General features: G+C 74.5%; 22 protein-coding genes. 15 read left to right on the top strand and 7 right to left on the bottom strand.

Annotated elements, in window-relative coordinates; all coding sequences use genetic code 11:
• The first annotated feature begins 25 nt into the window (after window positions 1-25).
• From ACWGH1_RS11115 to ACWGH1_RS11100, 4 genes are all read left to right on the top strand, one after another.
• Complete coding sequence (locus ACWGH1_RS11115) at window positions 26-1,357, top strand: MFS transporter (RefSeq protein WP_453353926.1); 1,332 nt, start codon at window positions 26-28, stop codon at window positions 1,355-1,357.
• Between the two features lie 229 nt (window positions 1,358-1,586).
• The gene (gene thpR / locus ACWGH1_RS11110) at window positions 1,587-2,168 is read left to right on the top strand and encodes an RNA 2',3'-cyclic phosphodiesterase (protein ID WP_453408633.1); all 582 of its coding nucleotides are present in this window, start codon (window positions 1,587-1,589) and stop codon (window positions 2,166-2,168) included.
• A gap of 123 nt (window positions 2,169-2,291) precedes the next feature.
• The gene (locus ACWGH1_RS11105) at window positions 2,292-2,561 is read left to right on the top strand and encodes a hypothetical protein (protein ID WP_453408632.1); all 270 of its coding nucleotides are present in this window, start codon (window positions 2,292-2,294) and stop codon (window positions 2,559-2,561) included.
• A 544-nt stretch (window positions 2,562-3,105) separates the two neighbouring features.
• Window positions 3,106-4,095, top strand: a complete 990-nt coding sequence (locus ACWGH1_RS11100; RefSeq protein ID WP_453354425.1) for an aldo/keto reductase — start codon at window positions 3,106-3,108, stop codon at window positions 4,093-4,095.
• 71 nt (window positions 4,096-4,166) lie between these two features.
• On the opposite strand, the gene ACWGH1_RS11095 is transcribed toward ACWGH1_RS11100, so the two are convergent.
• Window positions 4,167-4,859 (bottom strand): GDSL-type esterase/lipase family protein, encoded by a 693-nt coding sequence (locus tag ACWGH1_RS11095; protein ID WP_453354426.1) that lies wholly within the window; start codon window positions 4,857-4,859, stop codon window positions 4,167-4,169.
• Between the two features lie 76 nt (window positions 4,860-4,935).
• Here ACWGH1_RS11095 and ACWGH1_RS11090 point away from each other — a divergent pair, with 76 nt between their 5' ends.
• From ACWGH1_RS11090 to ACWGH1_RS11080, 3 genes are all read left to right on the top strand, one after another.
• Window positions 4,936-5,925 carry a WD40 repeat domain-containing protein gene (locus ACWGH1_RS11090; RefSeq protein ID WP_453354427.1) on the top strand — a complete coding sequence of 330 codons (990 nt, stop codon included), beginning with the start codon at window positions 4,936-4,938 and terminating at the stop codon, window positions 5,923-5,925.
• Between the two features lie 45 nt (window positions 5,926-5,970).
• Window positions 5,971-6,177: a hypothetical protein gene (locus ACWGH1_RS11085; RefSeq protein ID WP_453354431.1), complete on the top strand. Its 207-nt coding sequence runs from the start codon at window positions 5,971-5,973 to the stop codon at window positions 6,175-6,177.
• A gap of 129 nt (window positions 6,178-6,306) precedes the next feature.
• Window positions 6,307-7,821 (top strand): SPFH domain-containing protein, encoded by a 1,515-nt coding sequence (locus tag ACWGH1_RS11080; RefSeq protein WP_453354428.1) that lies wholly within the window; start codon window positions 6,307-6,309, stop codon window positions 7,819-7,821.
• Window positions 7,822-8,198: 377 nt separating this feature from the next.
• Here the strand turns inward: ACWGH1_RS11080 and ACWGH1_RS11075 are convergent, their stop codons facing one another.
• Complete coding sequence (locus tag ACWGH1_RS11075) at window positions 8,199-9,107, bottom strand: DUF3027 domain-containing protein (RefSeq protein WP_453354429.1); 909 nt, start codon at window positions 9,105-9,107, stop codon at window positions 8,199-8,201.
• Between the two features lie 325 nt (window positions 9,108-9,432).
• Between ACWGH1_RS11075 and ACWGH1_RS11070 the strand changes: the two genes are divergently transcribed.
• From ACWGH1_RS11070 to ACWGH1_RS11055, 4 genes are all read left to right on the top strand, one after another.
• Window positions 9,433-10,812 carry an MFS transporter gene (locus tag ACWGH1_RS11070; protein WP_453354430.1) on the top strand — a complete coding sequence of 460 codons (1,380 nt, stop codon included), beginning with the start codon at window positions 9,433-9,435 and terminating at the stop codon, window positions 10,810-10,812.
• Window positions 10,813-11,032: 220 nt separating this feature from the next.
• Window positions 11,033-11,530: a DUF2771 domain-containing protein gene (locus tag ACWGH1_RS11065; RefSeq protein ID WP_453408631.1), complete on the top strand. Its 498-nt coding sequence runs from the start codon at window positions 11,033-11,035 to the stop codon at window positions 11,528-11,530.
• 7 nt (window positions 11,531-11,537) lie between these two features.
• The gene (locus ACWGH1_RS11060) at window positions 11,538-12,266 is read left to right on the top strand and encodes a futalosine hydrolase (RefSeq protein WP_453408630.1); all 729 of its coding nucleotides are present in this window, start codon (window positions 11,538-11,540) and stop codon (window positions 12,264-12,266) included.
• Window positions 12,250-13,125 carry a 1,4-dihydroxy-6-naphthoate synthase gene (locus ACWGH1_RS11055; protein WP_453357719.1) on the top strand — a complete coding sequence of 292 codons (876 nt, stop codon included), beginning with the start codon at window positions 12,250-12,252 and terminating at the stop codon, window positions 13,123-13,125. The genes ACWGH1_RS11060 and ACWGH1_RS11055 overlap by 17 nt, the downstream gene beginning before the upstream one ends.
• A gap of 76 nt (window positions 13,126-13,201) precedes the next feature.
• Here the strand turns inward: ACWGH1_RS11055 and ACWGH1_RS11050 are convergent, their stop codons facing one another.
• Window positions 13,202-13,585, bottom strand: coding sequence for a cold-shock protein (locus ACWGH1_RS11050; protein WP_030961842.1), 384 nt, complete (start codon window positions 13,583-13,585; stop codon window positions 13,202-13,204).
• A gap of 175 nt (window positions 13,586-13,760) precedes the next feature.
• Here ACWGH1_RS11050 and ACWGH1_RS11045 point away from each other — a divergent pair, with 175 nt between their 5' ends.
• Window positions 13,761-14,030: a hypothetical protein gene (locus tag ACWGH1_RS11045; RefSeq protein WP_453352549.1), complete on the top strand. Its 270-nt coding sequence runs from the start codon at window positions 13,761-13,763 to the stop codon at window positions 14,028-14,030.
• Window positions 14,031-14,032: 2 nt separating this feature from the next.
• On the opposite strand, the gene ACWGH1_RS11040 is transcribed toward ACWGH1_RS11045, so the two are convergent.
• Window positions 14,033-14,695 (bottom strand): HAD family hydrolase, encoded by a 663-nt coding sequence (locus ACWGH1_RS11040; protein ID WP_453352550.1) that lies wholly within the window; start codon window positions 14,693-14,695, stop codon window positions 14,033-14,035.
• A 313-nt stretch (window positions 14,696-15,008) separates the two neighbouring features.
• Window positions 15,009-15,998, bottom strand: coding sequence for a hypothetical protein (locus ACWGH1_RS11035; protein ID WP_453352551.1), 990 nt, complete (start codon window positions 15,996-15,998; stop codon window positions 15,009-15,011).
• Window positions 15,999-16,095: 97 nt separating this feature from the next.
• Between ACWGH1_RS11035 and ACWGH1_RS11030 the strand changes: the two genes are divergently transcribed.
• The 3 genes from ACWGH1_RS11030 to ACWGH1_RS11020 all read left to right on the top strand — a co-directional run bounded on the left by ACWGH1_RS11030 (window position 16,096) and on the right by ACWGH1_RS11020 (window position 21,170).
• Window positions 16,096-18,609 (top strand): helicase-associated domain-containing protein, encoded by a 2,514-nt coding sequence (locus ACWGH1_RS11030; protein WP_453352552.1) that lies wholly within the window; start codon window positions 16,096-16,098, stop codon window positions 18,607-18,609.
• Window positions 18,610-18,824: 215 nt separating this feature from the next.
• Window positions 18,825-19,415 (top strand): DUF4291 domain-containing protein, encoded by a 591-nt coding sequence (locus ACWGH1_RS11025; protein ID WP_453352553.1) that lies wholly within the window; start codon window positions 18,825-18,827, stop codon window positions 19,413-19,415.
• 111 nt (window positions 19,416-19,526) lie between these two features.
• A complete protein-coding gene (locus ACWGH1_RS11020) occupies window positions 19,527-21,170 on the top strand; it encodes a DNA repair helicase XPB (protein ID WP_361314698.1) in 1,644 nt (547 codons plus the stop codon).
• Here the strand turns inward: ACWGH1_RS11020 and ACWGH1_RS11015 are convergent.
• Window positions 21,136-21,978 (bottom strand): glycosyltransferase family 87 protein, encoded by an 843-nt coding sequence (locus ACWGH1_RS11015; RefSeq protein WP_453352554.1) that lies wholly within the window; start codon window positions 21,976-21,978, stop codon window positions 21,136-21,138. The genes ACWGH1_RS11020 and ACWGH1_RS11015 overlap by 35 nt on opposite strands.
• Before the next feature lie 137 nt (window positions 21,979-22,115).
• On the bottom strand, window positions 22,116-22,301 hold the full coding sequence (locus ACWGH1_RS11010) for a hypothetical protein (RefSeq protein WP_453352555.1): 186 nt from the start codon (window positions 22,299-22,301) through the stop codon (window positions 22,116-22,118).
• Window positions 22,302-22,554: the final 253 nt, after the last annotated feature.

The raw sequence follows: 22,554 nt of genomic DNA, 5'->3' as shown, positions 1-22,554 counted from the left end.
GTCAGACGCCAGGAGGCGAACGCTTTTGAGTACGGGAACCGGAGCAGACTCCGCACCCGGCCACACATCCACCACTACGCGACCCGCGAGCCGGAACTCCATGTTCAGCTCGCTGAAGATCCGGAACTACCGGCTCTTCGCCACGGGACAGGTCGTCTCGAACACCGGCACCTGGATGCAGCGCATCGCTCAGGACTGGCTGGTCCTGTCCCTCACCGGCTCGGCCTCCGCGGTGGGCATCACCATCGCGCTGCAGTTCCTGCCGATGATGGTGTTCGGCCTCTACGGAGGCGTACTCGCCGACCGGCTGCCCAAGCGGCCGCTGCTGCTGGCCACCCAGGGGGCCATGGGGCTGACGGGCGTCGCACTCGCCGCGCTCACCCTGGCCGGACACGTCCAGGTCTGGCACGTGTACCTCGCCGCCTTCCTGCTCGGCCTGATCACCGTCGTCGACAACCCGGCGCGCCAGACGTTCGTCCCGGAGATGGTCGGCAAGGACCAGCTCGCGAACGCGGTCAGCCTGAACTCCGCCAACTTCCAGTCCGCGCGGCTGGTCGGCCCGGCGATCGCCGGTGTGCTGATCACCGCCGTCGGCTCCGGCTGGGCCTTCCTGCTGAACGGACTGTCCTTCGCCGCGCCGATCGCCGCGCTGCTCATGATGCGTACGCGCGAACTCCACCCGGTGGAGCGGCAGCCGCGCGGGAAGGGCCAGCTGCGGGAGGGTCTGCGGTACGTCGCAGGGCGGCCCGAGCTGATCTGGCCCATCGTGCTGGTCGGCTTCATCGGGACGTTCGGGTTCAACTTCCCGATCTGGCTGTCGGCGTTCGTGAACAAGGTGTTCCACGGGGACGCCGGTACGTACGGCCTGTTCAACACCCTGATCGCGGCGGGCTCCCTGGCGGGCGCCCTGCTGGCGGCCCGGCGCGGCCACTCCCGGCTGCGGCTGTTGGTCGCGGCGGCGGTGCTCTTCTCCGTCCTGCTGGTCGTGACGGCGTTCGCGCCGGGGCTGTGGCTGTTCGCGGTGCTGCTCGTGCCGATCGGGATGTTCGGCCTGACGGTCAACGTCACCGCCAATTCGAGCGTGCAGATGGCGACCGACCCGGAGATGCGGGGCCGGGTCATGGCCCTGTTCATGATGGTCTTCACGGGCGGCACCCCGCTCGGGGCCCCGCTGGTGGGCTGGATCACCGACACGTACGGCGCCCGGATCGGCATGGCCGCGGGCGGCGCGGTCTCGCTGGCCGCCGCCCTCGCGATCGCCCTGGTCCTCTCCCGCGTCGGCAACCTCAGCGTCCGCCTCTCCCGCCGCGGCGTCACCTTCGTCCCCGCCCAGCGCGCCCTGGTCAAGGCGGCCTGACGCCCGTTCCCGGCGGGGCTGATCAGCCCCGCCGGGGCAACCCTGCCTCGGCGGGCAGGATCAGCACCGCCGCCGTTTGAGGCGGTCTTTCCAGCCCCGCCGGCGTTTGCGGCGCGGGGTCGGGGCGGAGCGCCGGGAGCCCGGCGCACCCGGGGCCGCTCCGTGCAACGGCGCCGCACCGGCAACGCGACCCGGCACCCGCACGCGCGACCGCGGCTAGGGTCACCCCATGAGGCTGTTCGCCGCCGTGCTGCCCCCCGCCCCCGCCGTCGCGGAACTCCGCGAAGCCGTCGGGGCGGCACGGGCCGCGTCACCCCCCGCCCCCCACCTCCGCTGGACCGCCGAAGCGTCCTGGCACTTCACGCTCGCCTTCATGGGCGAGGTCCGCGAGCCGCTCCTCCCCGAGCTGCACGCCCGCCTCGCCCGTGCGGCGGCCCGTACCGAGGCCTTCCCGCTCCGCATCCACGGCTGCGGCCACTTCGGCGACAGCGCCCTGTGGGCCGGCGCCGCCGGGGACCTCGACCGGATGCGGCTCCTCGCCGAGCGCGCCGACGCCGCCGCCCGCCGGGCCGGGGTCCCGATGGAGCAGCACCGCCGCTACACCCCGCACCTCACCCTCGCGCGGGGCTCGCACGGCGGCACGCTGCGCCCCCACCTCGACGCCCTCGCCCCCTTCGAGGGCACGCCCTGGCAGGTCGACACCCTCAGCCTCGTCCGCAGCCACCTCCCCACCAGCGGCGTCCCGGGCGAGGGCCCGCGCTACGAGGTCGTCGGCGCCTGGCCCCTCGCCGTCAGCGCCCCGCGTACGTGATCGTCACGTAGAGGCACTCGTCCAGCAGCTTCGCCGCGGAAGCCCCGGCTGCGCCGCCGGCCCGGCCTCGTCCGGCCCCCGCTCCGCCGGCGCGGCCCGCGCCCCCGCCGGGCCCGTCGCCAGGTGGCGGGCGAACGCCCGCGCGTCGGGGCCGCCGTACCGGCGGCGGCGATCGCCGCGTCCCACGGCACGACCGTGTCCGGCAGCAGCGCGAACAACGCCTTCGCGGCGGCCGTCGGCCCCAGCATGCGCCGTCCCCGGGGCAGCGCGGCCGGCTCCCCGTACGCGGCCGCCGGCACCCCGATCTGCGCGTCCGTCAGTGCCGCCGGCCGCTCACCGGGCAGCCGGTGCCCGGCCCGCCACCGGCGGTCCGGCTCGGCTGCGCGCGGGTGACGCAGGCGGCAGCCCCGGGAGTTCAGCCACCGGTGCGGCGCCTCCCGGTGCTCCGGCACCGCCGGATCCAGTCCCGGAGCGGTGTCCGCCCGCAGCGCGAGCCGGCTGCGGTGCACGCCGGGGAAGGCGCCGGACACCTCGGTCGCGGCCCGCAGCCGGGCGGCCCGGGCGCAGCGTCCACCCCGCCCTCCGGGTGTCCCCGGGCGACCCGCGCCGGCACGCACGGCCGCCAGGCGTCGGTGACCGGCTCGGCCGGCTCCGCCGAGATGTTCCTCCGTACGGGGCAGGGCGAGCGGGAGCCGCCGGACGCCCTCCACGGTCACCGTGCGAGCGGTCTCGCAGCCCCACGCCCGGGAGCCGCCGACCGCCGCGTTACGCTCGACGGGTGGATCCGAAGACCAGAAACCGTGTCATGGCCGGTGTGCTCGTGCTGATGTTCGTCGTCGTCGCCGTGGCGGCCGCCGTCGGCCAGTAACCCGCGCCCGCCGTTCGGCGCCCTCGCCCTCTTGCCTGGAGTCGACTCGAAGCAGTTGGCTTGGGTCCCATGAAGTACACGCAGCTCGGACGCACCGGACTCAAAGTCAGCCGACTCGTCCTCGGCACGATGAACTTCGGTCCGCTGACAGACGAACCGACCAGCCACGGCATCCTGGACGCCGCGATCGACGCGGGGCTGAATTTCGTGGACACCGCCAACGTCTACGGGTGGGGTGAGAACAAGGGCCGCACCGAGGCGATCATCGGAACCTGGTTCGCCCAGGGCGGCGGCCGCCGGGACAAGACGGTCCTGGCCACCAAGGTCTACGGGAACATGGCAGGCGACGGCGACCCCTGGCCCAACCACGACAAGCTGTCGGCCCTCAACATCCGGCGGGCCGTCGACGCGAGCCTCAAGCGGCTCCAGACCGACTACATCGACGTCTACCAGTTCCACCACGTCGACCGCCTGACGCCCTTCGAGGAGATCTGGCAGGCCGTCGACGTCCTGATCCAGCAGGGCAAGATCCTCTACGCGGGCTCCTCCAACTTCCCCGGCTACAAGATCGCCCAGGCCAACGAGACCGCCGCACGGCGCGGGTCGGTCGGGCTGGTCAGCGAGCAGTGCCTGTACAACCTCGCCGAACGGCGGGCCGAGATGGAGGTCATCCCGGCCGCCCGGGAGTACGGCCTCGGCGTCATCCCCTGGTCCCCGCTGCACGGCGGCCTGCTCGGCGGGGTCCTCAAGAAGCAGGCGACGGGCGGCCGCCGCGCCTCGGGCCGGCCGGCGGAGGCGCTGGCCGACAGCGCGGTAAGGGCGCAGGTCCAGGCGTACGAGGACCTCCTCGACAAGCACGGCCTGGAGCCCGGCGAGACGGCCCTGGCCTGGCTGCTGACCCGGCCAGGGGTGACCGGGCCGATCGTCGGCCCGCGCACCGCCGAGCAGCTCGACAGCGCCCTGCGCGCGCTGGAACTGGAGCTGGACCAGGAGCTGCTGACGGCACTGGACGAGATCTTCCCCGGCCCCGGCCCCTCCCCGGAGGCCTTCGCCTGGTAGCCGGCCGGCCCTGCCCGGTGGCCGTCGTCCCGTTCGGCACGGGCGGCGGCCGCCGCACGGTCGGCGCCCGGTCAGGCGCCGGCCGGCAGCCGGTAGGGGCCGCCGACGGACCAGGCCTGGTGCAGGGCCGCCGCGAACTCGCCCGCCAGCCGGTGCTCACCGGAGGCGTTGGGGTGGGTGCCGTCGTAGGTGTCGGCGCCCAGCTCGTACCCCTGCGGGCGGGCGGCCAGCAGGATCGGCGAGGCCGGGGTGGAGAGGTCCGCCACCGCCTTGGCGAGCAGTTCGTTGAAGCGGGCCACCTGGGCGGCGAAGGGCGCGTCGGAGTCGGCCCGGACGTTCGGGATGACGGGCAGCAGGACCATCCGGATGCCGGGGCGGGCGGCGCGGGCCCCGGCGATGAACCGGTGGACGTTGACGGCGGTCTGCGGCGCGTCGGTGTAGAAGCCGAGGTCTATCAGCCCGAGCGAGACGAGCAGCACGTCCGGCTCGGCGGCGGCGACGGCCGGACCGATCAGCGGGGCCATGTGCTGCCAGCCCTCGCCCCAGCCGGCCAGGTGGCACCGGGCGTGCTCCGGGAAGGCGGGGTCGGCGTACGCGTGGCTGACGGGCGCCCCGGCGGTCGTGTCGTACAGCGCGCTGCGCGGGCCGACGATGCGGAAGGAGTCGCCCAGGGTGGCGCACAGGTGCTGCCACATCCGGTAGCGCCAGGTGTAGTCGCCGGCGCGTCCGATGGTCATGGAATCGCCGACGAACATGAAACGCATCCGGTCATCATCGCGGATCACCGGACCGCGGCCGCTGTGATGCCCGCCACGCCGGGCGGCCTGGCAGGCTTGGGGAATGCGCCTGCTGCCGATCTTGACCGCGTTCACCGCCGCCGCCGTCCTCACCGGATCCCCGGCGGCCGCCGCCACCGGCGCCTCGGACTTCACCATCCAGGACCCGCGCATCACGGAGTCCAGCGGACTCGCGGCGAGCCGTGTCCACCCGGGCGTCTACTGGACGCACAACGACAGCGACGACGGCCCGTACGTGTACGCCGTGGACTCGGCGACCGGCAGGACGGTGGCACGGGTGACGCTGACCGGGATCGGGCGGCCGCGCGACGTCGAGGCGATCTCGCTGGGCCCGGACGGACAGCTGTACGTCGCGGACGTCGGGGACAACAAGGACGGCACCTGGGACCACGTCTGGATCTACCGCTTCCCGGAGCCGCGGGAGTTGGCGGACGCGACGGTCAAGGCGGAACAGTTCACGGTGCGCTACGCGGACGGCCCGCGCAACGCGGAGGCGCTGATGGTGCATCCGGTGACGGGCCGGGTCTACATCGCGAGCAAGAACGAGCGGACGGGCGGGCTCTACGAGGGACCGGAACGGCTGTCGGCCGACGGCACCAACGTGTTCCGGCGGATCGCGGACGTGCCGTGGGTGACGGACGGGGCGTTCTCGCCGGACGGCTCCCGGCTGACGCTGCGCGGCTACTTCTTCGCGAAGACCTACCCGTGGCAGGACGGGCGGCCGCAAGGCGCGGGGGAAGCGGTGTCCGCGCCCTGGCAGGGACAGGCCGAGTCGGTGACGTACACGGCGGACGGCTCGGCGCTGATGTTCGGTTCGGAGGGGGTGCACAGCCGGGTCGTCGCGGTCCCGGTCCGCCCGGCGGCACCCGACCCGAAGACGACCCCCGCGGGCCCCTCCGCGAGTCCCGCGCCGGGCTCCCCGGCCGCACCGGCGAAGCCGGGGTCCGGCACCTTCACGAAGGGTGCGATGGTCCTCGTCCTGGCCACGGCCCTGGTGCTCGGCGGCCGTCGGCTCGTCCGGCGCAAACGCTGAAGGGGCGCTGAGCCGGCCGCGTAGCCTGCCCGTATGGCCGATGACATGGTGGGGCTGAGCGGGCGGGTCACCGGGACGGTGGGCCCCGGCCTGGTGGGCGAGGTCATCGTCCGCATCCGGGGCGGAGCCGAGCACTTCCTGGCGTATCCGGCACTGGGCGAGCAACGGCCGCTGCCCGTGGGGACGGTGGTCACCGTGGTGGAACACCTGCCGCCGCGCACGGTGTACGTGAGCGCCGCCTACGTCAACTGAGCCGCGGCTCCACCTGCGCGTATCAAGATTGCGACAAGACTCCGCCGCCACCTTCACGCCGGATCCCGGCAGGCGCACACTCGCCTTCACCGGTGCCACAACGGCACCGCTCTAAGGGGGCGTTTGCCGATGGACATCGGCGTCGTGGCGGGAGCCGTTCTTGCCGCCGTACTTGTTCTGGTCGGGCTGTTCAAGCTCATGTGGCGGGTCGCCGAACCGAACGAAGCACTCGTCATCTCCGGCTCCGCACACAGGACCGAGGGTCTGGGCGACGGCATGGGGTTCCGGATCGTCACCGGGCGCGGAACGCTCGTACTGCCGGGGGTCCAGGCCGTACGGAAACTGTCACTGGACCTGAACGAGACCCAGCTCGTGGTGGACTGCGTCACCCACCAGGGGATCCCGCTGAAGGTGCGCGGCGTGGTCATCTTCAAGGTGGGGGACGACACCGTCTCGATCGCCAACGCCGCACGCAGGTTCCTGGACCAGCAGAAGATGATCCCCGAGCGCGTGCACATCGTCTTCGCGGGTCATCTGCGCTCGATCGTGGGCGGGCTGACCGTCGAGGACATGATCCGCGACCGCGAGAAGCTGACCGGTCAGACCAGGGCGGCCTGCGGGAGCGAGATGGAGAAGCTCGGCCTGATCGTCGACTCGCTCCAGATCCACGAGATCGAGGACCCGACCGGTTACATCAAGAACCTCGCGATGCCGCACGCGGCGGCCGTGCAGCGGGACGCGCGGATCGCGCAGGCCGACGCGAACCTGCTGGCGACGGAGGCCGAACAGGCCGCCTTCGCCCGGATGTCGGAGGCCACGCGGGACAGCGAAATCCTCCAGGCCGGCTACCAGGCCGAGCGGGACAAGGCCGCGGCCGCGGCCAAGCAGGCGGGCCCGCTCGCCGAGGCGGCCGCCCGCCAGGAGGTCGTCGTCCAGGAGACCAGGGTCGCGGAGCTGGAGGCCAACCGACGCGAGCAGCAGTTGCAGGCGGACGTGCGCAAGCCGGCGGACGCGAAGGCGTACGAGCAGCGCACGCTCGCCGAGGCGGACCGGGACTCGCGGATCTCGGCCGCGCAGGCGAAGGCGAAGGAGACGGAACTCGCGGCGGCGGCCGAGGCCACTCGGGTCAAGGCGGCCGCGGCGGCCGAGGCCGAGGCGGCGGAGACGCGCGGCCTGGCCAACGCGAAGGCCACCCGGGCGACGGGCGAGGCCGAGGCGGCGGCGACGCAGGCCAGGGGTCTCGCGGAGGCCGAGGCAGCGAAGGCCCGCGGTCTGGCGGACGCGGCGTCGGCGAAGGCGAAGGGCCTCGCGGAGGCGGAGGCCATCAAGGCACGGGCGGCGGCGCTGGCGGAGAACCAGGAGGCGGTGGTGGCCCAGCAGCTCGCCGAGAACTGGCCGAAGATCGTTGAGGCCGGGGCGGGTGCCTTCGGCAACGTGGAGCACATGGTGCTGCTGAACGGGGCGGAGGGCATGTCGGAGATGTTCGCGAAGGCCCTGACGATGGGCGGCACCGGCCTGGGCCTGGCCCGCCAGCTGCTGTCCTCGATGGCACAGTCCCCGAACCAGTCGGCCACGGTCGCCCCGGCCGCCGCGCCCCCCTCCGGGGAGGTCATCCCGATCTCGGACCAGGCCACCGGGAGCTGACGGCGGGGCCGGGGGCCGTGCCCGCTCGTGCGGCTCCGGGGGGGGGCGCACCTCGGCCGGGCCCCCGGGGACCGGTCGGCGCGGGACGGCACCGGCCGGCCGGCGCGCCCCCCTCCGGGGAGGTCATCCCGATCTCGTACGCCGCCGTGCGTGTGTGACGCGGCGGGCCGCGGGCCAGTCCCACAGCGTGGGGCCCGCCCCCTGCTCTGGCCGCACGTCGCGGGGCCGGCCCCGCCGAAGGCGGCCTCGTGGGGGCACCTCAGGGGCCTCCCGGACGGAGTCCGGGAGGGGGAGCCGGGGAAGATCCGGGCGCGGGTCCGGGGCGGAGACCCGGAAGCCCGGCGGAGCCGGGAGCGCTTGCGCCGCGGCGCCGCAGGCTAGGAGTGGCCCAGGTCGGACGGCGGGAGGTCGGACACCGGCACCGAGCCGTTGTCCGGCGCCGGCCGCAGCAGGAACTCGTCCGAGGCCATGGAGTCCAGCACCGGCGGCGCCGGCCGCAGCGGCTTCGGCATGACCGCGGCCTCCGAGTGGCCCCCGCAGCCGTAGGACAGCGACACCAGCCGCCCGTCCGCCGGACTGAACTCGTTCGCGCAGACTCCGAACGCCTGGCCCAGGGAGCCACCGATCGCCACGAGGAACCCGCACGACACGCACGACGCGGGCGCCGCCTGGGCCATCGGGGTCTTCGCCCCGAACCCCTCGTCCCAGCGGTCCGCCGCACTGTGCAGCCCGTACCGCGACAGGACCCGCGCCCGGCGCATGCCGAGCTCCTCGGCGACCGAGGTGATGGAGCCCCGTACCGGCACCACCGTCCGGTCGGTGACGTCCGCGTCCTCCGCCTCGACCAGCTCGGCCATCTCCTCGGAGACCACCGAGTTCGGCGGCGGCGCGTCCTCGCCCGACCAGCCCGGCTCCAGCCGCAGGTCGTCGGCCTCGGTGGGCAGCAGGTCGCCCGGGCCCAGGTCACCCGGCCGCAGCCGCTCGCTCCACGGCACCCATTCGGGGGCGAGCAGTGCGTCGTCGCCCGGGAGCAGCACCGTTTCGTCGAGGGTGACGAGCTTCGCGCGGGAGGCGCGCGTCACGGTGACGGCCCACCGCCAGCCGCGGTAGGCGGGGTCCTTGCACTCGAAGAAGTGGGTGACGACCCGGTCGCCCTCGGAGACGACCGAGAGGTGCTCGCCCACCACTCCGGGGGCGGCGGCCTCCTCGGCCGCCGCACGGGCGAGGTCTACCGCCTCGGCACACAGGCGGTCGGGGGTACGGCTTCGCGTCGTCGCAGCACTCACAGGTCTCGTTCTCTCCTACGCCGTCTCACGAGTGCGCCGTCCGTACTGTCGTCCACAACGACCCGTCGGTCTTGTCCGTACGTAGCGCGGGCGGAGCGGACCAGAGGGCCGCGTCGACGTCCGCACCCGATCGGCCTCGGGCGCACCTACCTGCAATCCATTCTGCGGGATCGCGAAGAGGCGCGCGGCCAAGAGCAACCGCCGGTGGCGCGCTACGCACGCTACCTCCTCCGGCGGCTTCGGCCCACATGCAAGGTCCGATTCGCGGACAACCCAAGACCGGCCAGGTGCCCGAAACGCGCCGGGAGGGGTCCGTGAGGGCCGAGTGGGGCACTATGGCCAGGTGGCACCCGTACGGTCGTCCGCCGACGGCCCGGGACCGGCCAGGCGGGCCGGCCGGGCCGTCGGCCGTGCCCTGCACCTCCCCTTCACCGGTACGGCGCGCGGGATCCGGCGGGCCACGCACGCGCACGGGGCGGGCGAATCGGGCCTCGGCAAGCTGATCGAGCTGCACGCCATCAACGGCGCCGGTGATGTGATGATCACGGTGGCCCTGGCGTCGACGGTGTTCTTCTCCGTCCCCACGGACGAGGCACGCGGCCGGGTGGCCCTGTACCTGGCCATCACCATGGCCCCCTTCACCCTGCTGGCCCCGGTGATCGGTCCGCTGCTGGACCGGCTGCCGCACGGGCGGCGGGCCGCGATGGCGGGCGCGATGCTGGCCCGGGCGCTGCTGGCGGTGATGATGTCGGGCGCGGTGGCCACGGGCGGCCTGGAGCTGTACCCGGCGGCGCTGGGCGTCCTGGTCGCGTCGAAGGCGTACGGAGTCGTGCGCAGCGCGGTGGTCCCGAGACTGCTGCCGCCGAAGTTCTCACTCGTCAAGGCGAACTCCCGGGTCACCCTGGCCGGGCTGCTGGCCACCGGCGCGGCGGCGCCGGTCGGGGCCGGGCTCCAGGCGATCGGACCGCCCTGGCCGCTGTACGGGGCGTGCGCCATCTTCATCTGGGGGACCTTCGCCGCGTTCACGCTGCCGCACAAGGTGGACGAGGCGAAGGGCGAACGGCGGGCGCGGCTGTCCACCCACGAGCCGCACTCGCGCAAGCCCGGGCTGCGCACGATCAGCCGCCCGGTGCTGTGCGGGCTGCTGGCGAACGCCGCGATGCGCGCGCTGTCCGGGTTCCTGATCTTCTTCCTGGCGTTCCTGCTGCGCGAGCACCCCCTGGCGGGACAGAGCGCGGCGGTGTCGCTGGGCATAGTCGGCGTGGCGGCGGGCGTCGGCAACGCGGGCGGCACGGCGGTGGGCGCGTGGCTGCGGGCACGGGCGCCGGAGACGATCATCGCGGCGGTGCTGTCGGTGACCCTGGGGGTCGCGGTGCTGGCGGCGGTGTTCTTCAGCGGGCTGTTCGTGGCGGTCCTGGGCGCCACGGCGGGCTTCTGCCAGGCCCTCGCGAAGCTGTCCCTGGACGCGATGATCCAGCGGGACGTCCCGGAGTCGGTCCGCACGTCGGCCTTCGCCCGGTCGGAGACGCTGCTCCAGATGGCGTGGGTGCTGGGCGGCGGGATCGGTATCCTGCTGCCGCTGAACGGCGTACTGGGCATGTCCGTGGCGGCGGCCATAGTCGCGTCGGGCACCACGATGGCCCTCCGCGGCATCCTCCCGACCCCCCGCCACCACCCCGACTCCCCCCGTGCTCGCGTGGCGTGAGAATCCCGCCCCGCCGGGCCAGTCCAGCCCCGCCGGCGTTTGAGGCGTCAGGGTCCTCCCGGACGGAGTCCGGGAGGGTCCGGGGCGGAGCCCCGGCAAGCCCGGGCGCAGCCCGGGGCCGCTCGCGCCGCGGCGCCGCGGACGGGCCCCGCCCCGCCGGGAGCCACGCCACATACCCCCGTGCGGCGGCGCAGCCCACCGGCCCGATAGCCTTCGGCTCATGACCGCACCGCTTTTCCCGGGTAGGGCCCACCGCAGCGTCGCGGCCCTCGGAGCCGTGTCCGCCGGCCTCCTCTTCCTCTCGGCCTGCGACACCACCAAGCCGACGCCGCTCGCGACCGTGACCGTCGGCAGCTCGACGGTGTCCTCCGAGGCCGCCTGCCGCCCCGGCAGCGGCGAGGAGCTCTCCGTGGAGAGGGTCCAGAACTGCCTCACCAACCTCAAGCAGGCCAAGACCATCGAGTACGGCCGCGGCGACACGCTGCGCCTCGGCGTCGAGCCCGACGTCGTCAAGGACGACAACAAGTGGCAGGCGGTCCTCGACGGACAGCCGATCACCGAGCCGTCCGCGAACACCTACCGCAGCTTCCAGGGCGCCGACGTCTTCGCCACCGGCGGCCAGGGCGAGGCCCCCGCCTCGAAGATGCTGGGCTTCGTCCAGTTCGACCCGAGCGGCAAGCCGCTCGCCGTCTGGACCTTCAAGGTCAAGCTCAAGTAGCCGCACCGTGCGCGCGCTCATCGTGACCGCCGTGGCCGCGGAGGCAGACTCCGTGACCGCCGGTCTCACCCCTCATCCGGACCCGGTCACCCCGGAGCCGCGCACCCTGCCCGGGGGTTATCCGATCCACCGCCGGGACCTGCCCGGTCTCGCCGCCGACGTACTCGTCGGCGGCGTCGGGCCGGCCGCCGTGGCGGCCGCCACGGCCACCGCGCTCGCGCTGGCCCACTACTCGATCGTGGTCTCCGCCGGCATCGGCGGCGGGTTCGCGCCCGCCGCCCCGCCCGGCTCCCTCGTCGTCGCCGACGCCCTCGTCGCCGCCGACCTCGGGGCCGAAACACCCGACGGGTTCCTGCCGGTGGAGGCGCTCGGCTTCGGCCGCAGCGTGCACCTGCCGCCCGCCGAGCTCGCCGCCCGGGCCGCCGAGGCCACCGGCGCACTGCTCGCACCCGTCCTCACCGTCTCCACCGTCACCGGCAGTGCCGCCCGGGCCGCCGAGCTCGCCGCCCGCCACCCCCTCGCCGGCGCCGAGGCCATGGAGGGCTTCGGCGTGGCCGAGGCCGCCGCCGCGCACGGGGTACCCGTCCTGGAGATCCGCGCGGTGTCCAACCCCGTGGGGCCCCGCGACCGGGACGCCTGGCGGATCGGGGACGCCCTGGCCGCGCTGGCCGACGGCTTCCGCGCGCTGGGACCCGTACTCGTCCACTGGGGAGAAGAACATGAGCGGCAGCACTGACAACGGCGGCGAGCCGGTGCGCATCGCCTATTCGCCGTGTCCCAACGACACCTTCGTCTTCGACGCCTGGGCGCACGGCCGGGTGGCCGGCGCGCCCGCCCTCGACGTCACCTTCGCGGACATCGACGTCACCAACGGCATGGCCGAACGCGGCGAGCTCGACGTGCTCAAGGTGTCCTACGCCGTGCTGCCCTGGGTGCTGGACGAGTACGCGCTGCTGCCCTGCGGCGGCGCGCTCGGCCGCGGCTGCGGTCCTCTCGTGCTCACCCGTGAACCCGGCCCGGACCTCGCCGGCCTCGCCGGGAAGACGGTCGCCGTGCCGAGCGAGCGCTCCACCGCCTACCTGCTGTTCCGGCTCTGGGCGGCGGACGTGCTGCCCGCGCCGGTCGGCAAGGTCGTGGTCCTGCCGTTCCACGAGATCATGCCGGCGGTGCGCGACGGCCGGGTGGACGCCGGACTGGTCATCCACGAGGCCCGGTTCACCTATCAGGATTACGGGCTGCACTGCCTGGCCGACATGGGCGTCCACTGGGAGTCCACCACCGGCCTGCCCATCCCGCTCGGCGCGATCATCGCCAAGCGCTCGCTGGGCGCGGACGCGCTGCGCGCGCTGGCCGAGTCGGCCCGTACGTCGGTGCGGATGGCCTGGGACGACCCCGAGGCGTCCCGCCCGTACGTACGCGCGCACGCGCAGGAGCTGGACCCGAAGGTCGCCGACCAGCACATCGGGCTGTACGTCAACGAATTCACCGCGGACCTGGGCGACGACGGGTACGCGGCCGTCCGCGGGCTGCTGACCAGGGCCGCCGCGGAGGGTCTGGTTCCGGCCATCGCGCCCGACGCGCTGCGCTTCCCGTAGCCACGAACGCCGGTGCCCCGCTCCCTCTTGCGGGGGCGGGGCACCGGCGTCACGTCACCTCGGACGTCGGGTCACCTCACACGTCGAGCTGGTCGGCGACCGCCCGCAGCAGTCCCGCGATCTTCGTGCCGTGCGTCTTGTCGGGGTAGCGGCCCCGCTCCAGCATCGGAGTGATGTTCTCCAGCAGGGTCGTCAGGTCCTGCACGATGGAGGCGAGCTCGTCCGGCTTGCGGCGCTGCGCGGCCGCGACGGAGGGTGCCGGATCCAGCACCGTCACCGAAAGTGCCTGGTCACCGCGCTGTCCGGCGACCACGCCGAACTCCACGCGCTGGCCGGGCTTGAGGGCGTCCACCCCGGCGGGGAGCACCGACGAGTGGACGAAGACATCGCCGCCGTCGTCGCGGGAGAGGAAGCCGAAGCCCTTCTCACTGTTGAACCACTTGACCTTGCCGGTAGGCACGTCCGTCCTCTGTTCTTGTGCGTGTCGGGTCCGGAGAGCCGTGCGACGGCTCCGGACAGCAGTGCAGCGGGTCCACTGACCCGCCACCTCCAGGCTAATGGTCGGGAAACGGGTGACAAGTCGTAACCCGGTCCTTCCCGCACCGCTGCTTCGGCCAGGGAACTACCCTGGTGAGGTGACTGCTACTCCTCATACCGATCACGACGACGACGCGCCCCGGCCGGGCGACGGACTGATCAGGGCCGGCGGCATCCTGTTCATCGTCGGTGCCGTCGCCACGCTCGTGACGATGGCGCCGCTGTTCCTCGGCACCGCCCCGTTCCCGCCCTCCGCGTGGGCGGTGTGCATGCTGATGGGCGTCGGGTTCGCCGTCGCGGCGGCGGGCGTGGTCCGCTCCGCCTCCGCACAGCGCAGGGCGGCCCGGGAGTCCCGGACCGCCGGCTGAGGTCAGACCTCGCGGGTACGGACGTACTCCGCGAGCCACTCCGGCAGCGCGGTCAGGTCCGCCAGTACGACGTCGGCGCCGGCCGCGCGCAGCTCCGGCTCGGGGCAGGGGCCGGTCGGCACGGACACCGACACCGCACCGGCGGCGCGCGCCCCGCGTACGTCGCCGACGTGGTCGCCGACGTAGACCTGCGCCCCGTACTCGCGCAGGGCCTCGGCCTTCGCCTCGGCCCAGAGCCAGCCGATGACGGCGTCGGGCTCGATGCCGAGGTGCTCCAGGTGCATGCGGGCGTTGGGCTCGTTCTTCGCCGTCACGACGATCGCCCGCCCGCCGAGCCCCTGCACGGCCTTGATCGCCTCGCGGGCGCCGGGCATCGCGGGGGTGGTGTGGATGGCGTGGGTCGCGTATATCTCCCGGTACCGGTCGACCATCGCCGGGATCTCCTCCTCGGGGAACCACCGGGCGATCTCCTCCTCCAGCGGCGGCCCGAGCCGGGTGACGGCCTCGTCGGCGTCGATGAAGGTGCCGGTCTCCGCGGAGAGCGCCAGGTAGTTGGCTCTGATGCCGGGGCGGGAGTCGATGAGAGTCATGTCGAGGTCGAAACCGACCGTCAACGGCGGGACGGGGGGTGCGGTGGGGGGCGTCTCGGAACTCATGGGAGCCATTGTGCCGAGACGGGTCGGACCGGAGGGTACGCAGCCTGGGCCCCGGGTGGCCGGGGGATGAAATATGCCCACTTGTCACGCCGAACCCCCCCTGCCGCTATAGGCCACCTCAAGCGATCCATGACGCCGTGTCGAACTAACCGGAAACCCCACCCCCACTTACCGGCCGTTAAGTCCGAATTCCACCCCCTGTTCCAGCCCCTCCGGTGTCTGAGGCGTGGGGGTCCCCCCGGACGGAGTCTGGGGGAGGGTGCGGGGCGGAGCCTGGCGCAGCCGTGGCTCGCGCAGCGCGACGGCACCGCAGCAGGCCGCCTCAGACCCGCCGCGCCCGCCACGCCAGGTACACGGCGGCCAGCACCCCCGCGCCCCGCGCGAGCCACGGCCACATGTCCTGGAACACCGCCCCCAGCTCCTGGTCCCCCAGCGCCTCCCCCCACCGCCCGGTGTGCCGGCCCCACAGCCACACCACCGCCCCCGCGAACACCGCGCCCGGCACCCCGAACACCACCCCCTTGCGCTCCGTCGGCCCGAGCACCCGGGACGCGTACGCGAGCAGGAAGCCGGCCGCCAGGACCAGCCAGTACCCCGTCACCGCCCCCGCGACCAGCACCACCGCCGCCAGCAGCAGGAACGCGTTCGGCTTCGGCCGGACCGGCGCCACCACCACGGCCCCGGCGGGCGCCGGGACCGCCGCCACCGCCTTGCGCCGCTCCCGCAGGGCCCGTGCGACCACCCGTACCCGGGACGCCGGAGCGGCCGGCACTCCGGCGACGGGGGCCGCCTCCTCGGGCTCCTCCTCGTCCTCCGAGAACCGGTCCGGGAACTCGATCCCCCCGGCGAACCCCTCCACCTGCGGCCCCGAGCCGTACCCGCCCGGCCCGAGCCGCCACCAGTCCGGCTCGGCGCCGTCACCGTCGCCGAGCTCGTCCAGCCCGGCCAGGTGCGGCGGCACGTTCTCCGCCGGCCTGGGCTCCGGCACCTGCTTGCGCAGCCCCCGCACGACCCCGCGGCCCCCGCCGCGCTGCTCCGGCACCGCCGGAACCACGGTCACCGCCGCGCCCGCCGCCTCCCCCGCAGGGCCCGGCAGCGCGGACAGCACCTCCTCCGGCGTGCCGATCCGCTCCAGGATCCGCCGCACCGCCGCCGGCGTCTCCGGCTCGTACTTGGCGCGCCGCCGGTCGATCTCGTCCCGCAGCCCCGCCACCAGCCGCATCCGGTCCCCCGACGACAGCTGCCGCCGCTGCGCCAAGTCCCCGACCCTGCTCAGGTATTCGTAGACCAGCTGGTCGCTCTCGATCCCCACGCCCCGCCTCCTCCCGTCCCGCCTGACCCGAAGGTAGCGCGTACGCCGTGGAGCCGCTGGCGGCGCAACGGAGACCGCAGCGGATACCGTTGACCGGATGGGGACCGGCCGACGGACCGGCCGACGCGACCAGGAGGCGACCGTGCCCGACCCAAGCACCGCGGAGAGCACCGCCCGGGCCCGCACCGCGGAAGCCCGTACCACCGCGGCCACCGCCCCGCGCTCCCTCGCCGAGGCGCTCCGCGGCCGCGACGACGTGGCCCTGGCCGCGCTGCTGCACGGCCGCCCGGACCTGCTGACCCCCGTCCCCGGCGACGTCACCCAGCTGGCCACCCGGGCCGGCACCCGGGCCTCCGTGGTCCGCGCCCTGGACCGCCTCGACCGGTTCGCCCTCCAGACGGCCGAGGCCCTCGCGGTCGCCCCCGATCCCTGCCCGTACCCGGCGCTGGAGTCGCTGCTGGCCGGCGACACCGGCAGCACCGGCGAGGACAACGGCGCCCGCGCCGCCCTCCCCCGGGCCCTCGGCACCCTGCGCGACCAGGCCCTGGTGTGGGGCGACGACGACCGCATCCGCCTGGTCCGCACCGCCCGCGAGCTGCTCGCCCCGTCCCCGGCCCGCCCCTCCCCCACCGGGCTGGGGCCGACCGTCGCCGAAGCCACCTCCGGGATGTCACCGACCCGGATCCAGGAGATCGTGGCGACCGCCGGGCTGCCCGCCACCCACGACCCCGTCTCCGCCGTGTCCGCGCTGACCGCCCTGTTCACCGACCCCGGGCGGATGTCGGCGCTGCTGGACGAGGCCCCGGCGGAGGCCCACCAGGTACTGGGGCGGCTCGTGTGGGGGCCGCCGTACGGAGAGGTGACCCCCGACCCGACGCCACCGGTGCGCTGGCTGCGCGACCGCGGCCTGCTGCTGCCCGCCTCGGCGCGCACCGTCGTACTGCCCCGCGAGGTGGCCCTGCACCTGCGCGGCGGGCTCGCGCACCGGGTGACGGAGCCCGTCGCACCGGCAGTGCGGGTGCACCGCGAGCACCGTCCACAGCTTGTGGACGCGAACGCGGCGGGTCAGGCGCTGGCGGCGCTGTCGACCGTCGAGGAGCTGGTGAAGTCCTGGGAGCACACCGGCCCGCCCGTGCTGCGGGCCGGCGGCCTGTCCGTACGGGACCTCAAGCGGACGGCGGCGACCCTGGACACCACCGAGCAGTCGGCGGCGTTCTGGGCCGAACTCGCCTACGCGGCCGGGCTGGTGGCCGGTGACGCCGAGGCGGACGAGCGGTACGCGCCCACCCCCGCCTTCGACGGCTGGCTCGAACTTCCGCCCGCCGAGCGCTGGTCGGCGCTGGCCCGGGCGTGGCTGCCGGCCACCCGGACGGCCGGGCTGGTCGGCGAACAGGACAGCAGGGGGCGCACGTTGTCGGCGCTCGGCCCCGAGCTCGACCGCTCCGCCGCGCCCGAGGTCCGCCACCGGGTCCTCGGCCTCCTCGCCGAGCTGCCCGAGGGCGGCTCCCCCGACCCGGGCGCGCTGCTCGCCCGGCTCGCGTGGGAGCGCCCGCCGCGCGGCAAGAGCGACCTGCGCGCCCGCCTCGCGCAGTGGACGCTGACCGACGCGGAGGTCCTCGGCGTCACCGGCCGGGGCGCGCTCAGCGCGTTCGGCCGCGCCCTGCTGGAGGGCCGCGACCCGGCGCCGGAGCTCGCCCCCCAGCTGCCGGAGCCCGTGGACCACGTCCTGCTGCAGGCCGACCTGACGGCCGTGGCCCCCGGCCCGCTGCGGCGGCCGCTCGGCGACACCCTGGCGGTGCTCGCGGACGTCGAGTCCAAGGGCGGCGCAACGGTGTACCGCTTCACGCCGGGCTCGGTGCGCCGGGCTCTCGACGCCGGGCACACCGCCGTCGACCTGCACGCCTTCCTCGCCGAGCACAGCCGTACCCCGGTCCCGCAGCCGCTGTCGTACCTCATCGACGACGTGGCCCGGCGCCACGGGCACCTGCGGGTCGGGGCCGCCTCCTCGTACCTGCGCTGCGACGACGACGGCATGCTGAACGAGATCCTGGCCGACAAGCGCTCGGCCGGGCTGGGGCTGCGGCGGCTCGCCCCGACGGTGCTGGCCGCGCAGGCCGAACCGAAGGCACTGCTGGCCGGGCTGCGCGCGATGGGCTACGCGCCGGCCGCGGAGTCCCGTACGGGCGACGTCCTGGTGGCCCGGGCCGATGCGCACCGCGCCCCGGCGCGCACGGCGCCCGCCCCGGTGCCGGACGGCCCGCCGGTGCCGGACGCGATCCTGCTCGGGGCGGCGGTACGGGCGATCCGCGCGGGTGACCTGGCGGCGACGGCGGTGCGCAAGGACCCCGCCCCCTCGGGCGGCGCCCCCGGCGACCTCCCGCGCACGAGCGCGGCGGAGACCCTGGCGACGGTGCAGGCGGCCGCGCTGACCGGCTCGGCGGTCTGGATCGGCTACGTGAACGCGGAGGGCGCGGCGAGCCAGCGGGTCATCGCCCCGGTCCGGGTGGAGGGCGGCTTCGTCACCGGCTACGACCACACGGCGGACGAGGTCCGCACCTTCGCCCTGCACCGCATCACGGGCGTGGCGGAACTGGCGGAGGACCAGGTCTAGGCGAGATCTGGCCGCCCTCCTCCGCAAGACACCCGACGACCACCGCCACCGCCACCGCCTCCCGCGTCGTGGCGGCCGCACCGGCCCACTGCGCCCCGCCGGGCCCTTCGACGCAGTACGGCCCCGTATGCCCCGGGCCGGCCGCCGTCGGACCCCGGCCGGGCCCGGCGGAAAAGCGCTGGCCCGGTCGGCCGGGCGGGCCGCACCCTGGGGCCATGTCCGTACAGCCCCCTCGCGCGGTCCGCGCCGCCCACACCGACTCCACCATCACGGTCTACCAGGCGTACGCGCCCGCCCTGGGACTGCCGGCGGCCCGGGACGGGCGGTTCCCGGCCGCCTGGAAGCGCGAGCGCATGACCTGGATCAAGCCCTCCTTCCTGTGGATGATGTACCGCTGCGGCTGGGCCACCAAGGCCGGCCAGGAGACGGTGCTGGCCGTCGAGATCACCCGCGAGGGCTTCGACCGGGCCCTGGCCGGGGCCTGCCTGTCCCACTTCGAGCCCGGCACCCACACCGACCGCGCGGCGTGGCGGGACGCGCTCTCCCGCTCGCCGGCCCGCGTGCAGTGGGATCCCGAGCGCGACCTGCACCTGAACCCGCTGCCGTACCGCTCCCTCCAGCTGGGCCTGTCCGGCCCGGCGTCCCGCGCCTACGCCGACGCCTGGACGGTCTCCATCCGCGACGTCACCCCGCTCGCGCGGGAGGTCCACGGCCTGGTCCGCTCCGGCCGGACCGACGCGGCGCGCGCCCTGCTCCCGGCCGAGCCCCCGTACCCGACCGGCCCCCTCCCCCACCTGGGCGCGTAAAGCGGCCGCCCCGGCAGCCCGCGAACCGCCCCGACCGCGGGGCGATGCGGCAGACTGGAGGTTTGGCCGTCCGCGTCCGGGCGGTCCACCCCACGCAGGAAAGGGACGCGTGTGAACGGGCCTCTCATCGTCCAGAGCGACAAAACCCTCCTCCTGGAGGTCGACCACGAGCTGGCCGGAGCCGCGCGCCGCGCCATCGCACCGTTCGCCGAGCTGGAGCGTGCCCCCGAGCACATCCACACCTACCGGATCACCCCGCTCGGGCTGTGGAACGCCCGCGCCGCCGGGCACGACGCCGAGCAGGTCGTGGACGCGCTCGTCGAGTTCTCGCGCTACCCGGTGCCGCACGCGCTGCTGGTCGACGTCGCCGAGACGATGGCCCGCTACGGGCGGCTCACCCTGTCCAAGCACCCCGTCCACGGGCTGGTGCTGACCAGCACCGACCGGCCCGTGCTGGAGGAGATCCTGCGGTCCAAGCGGATCATCCCCCTGGTCGGGGCCCGGCTGGACCCGGACACCGTGGCCGTGCACCCCTCCGAGCGCGGGCAGATCAAGCAGACCCTGCTCAAGCTGGGCTGGCCGGCCGAGGACCTCGCCGGGTACGTGGACGGCGAGGCGCACGCCATCGACCTGGTCGAGGACGGCTGGGCGCTGCGGCCGTACCAGCAGCAGGCCGTCGAGGGGTTCTGGCACGGCGGCTCCGGTGTCGTCGTGCTGCCCTGCGGCGCCGGCAAGACGCTGGTCGGCGCGGGCGCCATGGCGATGGCCAAGGCGACCACGCTGATCCTCGTCACGAACACCGTCTCGGCCCGGCAGTGGAAGCACGAGCTGGTCAAGCGGACGTCGCTGACGGAGGAGGAGATCGGCGAGTACTCCGGCACCCGCAAGGAGATCCGGCCCGTCACCATCGCCACCTACCAGGTGCTGACGACCAAGCGGAAGGGCGTCTACCCGCACCTGGAACTGTTCGACTCCCGGGACTGGGGCCTGATCCTCTACGACGAGGTGCACCTGCTGCCCGCGCCGGTCTTCAAGTTCACCGCCGACCTCCAGGCCCGGCGCCGGCTCGGCCTGACCGCGACCCTGGTCCGGGAGGACGGCCGCGAGTCGGACGTGTTCTCCCTGATCGGGCCCAAGCGCTTCGACGCCCCATGGAAGGAGATCGAGGCGCAGGGCTACATCGCGCCGGCGGACTGCGTGGAGGTGCGGGTGAACCTCACCGACTCGGAGCGGCTCGCGTACGCGACCGCCGAGACGGAGGAGAAGTACCGCTACTGCGCGACGACCGCGACCAAGCGGAAGGTCACGGAGGCGCTGGTGCGCAAGCACCAGGGCGAGCAGACCCTGGTCATCGGGCAGTACATCGACCAGCTCGACGAGCTGGGCGAGCACCTCGACGCGCCCGTCATCAAGGGCGAGACCTCCAACGCGCAGCGCGAGAAGCTCTTCAACGCCTTCCGTGAGGGCGAGATCAGCGTGCTGGTCGTCTCGAAGGTCGCGAACTTCTCCATCGACCTGCCCGAGGCCACCGTCGCGATCCAGGTGTCCGGCACCTTCGGCTCGCGCCAGGAAGAGGCGCAGCGCCTCGGCCGGGTCCTGCGCCCGAAGGCGGACGGGCACGAGGCGCGGTTCTACTCGGTCGTCGCGCGCGACACGATCGACCAGGACTTCGCCGCGCACCGCCAGCGCTTCCTGGCGGAACAGGGTTACGCCTACCGGATCATGGACGCCGACGAGCTCCTGGCGAGCGACTGACCTCGCCCCGGAAGCCGCCCGTGCGGGCGTCCCCCTCCGCGACGGGTGACCTCGGCGAGGGCACCCGCGCGGCCGGCTCCCGTCGGCGTCCGCCCGCGCGCGTCAGGAACGCCAGCAGCGGTACGCACCAGACCCACAGGTGCGGCAGCTCCGGCCACAGGGCCCGGCCACCGGCGGCGAGGTGGCGGGTCCAGAAGTCGGCGGAGGCCTGCGGCAGGACGAGCAGGCCCAGCAGGCCGGTGCCGGCGAAGGCGGCGAGCGCCGTCAGGCCGGTCCGGAACCGGCCGGTCAGCAGCAGGTACGGGATGAGGACCGCCGGGGTCAGGCTGATCCCGGCGGCGGTGCCCAGCGCGAAGCCCTTGCCGAGCGCCCCGTGCGGCCGGCCCAGGTCCCAGACGGCTACGCAGGCCAGCGCCAGGTTGATCTGACCGGGCAGCGGGCTCTGGAACAGCGGCTCCACCCACAGCCCGGCGACGGTGGCGGCCAGGACGTGCCCGGGCCGGGCCCGCAGTCCCGCGAGGCGGCAGGACGACAGGATCAGCAGGGCGAGCAGGCCCGCGCTCCCCAGGACGAGCACGGCCTTGAGCACACCGGGCGGCAGCCAGGCGGCAGGCGTGAACAGGATCGCGGCGAAGGGCGGATAGGCGGTGGGCGGCCGCCACTCGGCGGCGGAGAACCCGTGGACGAGGGCGTCGGCCATCGGGATGCGCGGGGCGATGCAGAGCACCCCCAGCGCGAGCAGCGAGCCGGTGATCAGCAGGCGGTAGAGGGGCGACGGCGAGCGGGCGGGCTCGGGGCTCGGGGTCACGCGCGTGACCCTAGTGGATCAGTGACCCGACGCCGCCGGGATCAAGCCGGTTCGCCGCGCGTGCCGACCGCCGCGGTCCGCCGGGGCACGCGGGCGCGGCCGGGCCACGCCCGATGTGCCCCCGGGCCCCGCCCGGCTCAGCGGCGTATGAGGCCCGTCTCCTCGGAGTACTCGCCCAGGACGACGACGCTCACGGCGGTCGCGGCGAAGACCTTGGCGGCGTGCAGGAAGCTGCCGACACGGTGGCGGGCGGGGTGGTCGGAGATGGCGGTGGCGCCGCGAGGGCGGCCGCCCCGGATCGGTGTGAAGGTTGCGGTGCTCATGTATCCATGGTGCGTTTTCTCCGGGGATGTCACATCACCCTGGGGGCGGAATCCCCGGGCCCCGCGCCTCCTCCTCCCGGCCCATGCCGGCCCCTGGGGTCCTACCTCAGGTCTGACACTCCCCCGTACGACACCCACACGGAGTACCGGCCACCGGCCGCCGCCAGGATCCCGGCAGCGGTGACGCTCCCGGGCCGCGGAGCGCTCTTCTCCGCAGGGCCTTAATCCATTCGCGCACCGGCCGCCCGGTGGC

This window comes from Streptomyces sp. NPDC054883 (genome assembly GCF_053610645.1).
The sequence above is the reverse complement of the archived record's forward strand: the minus strand, read 5'-3'. Positions and strand labels throughout refer to the sequence as shown.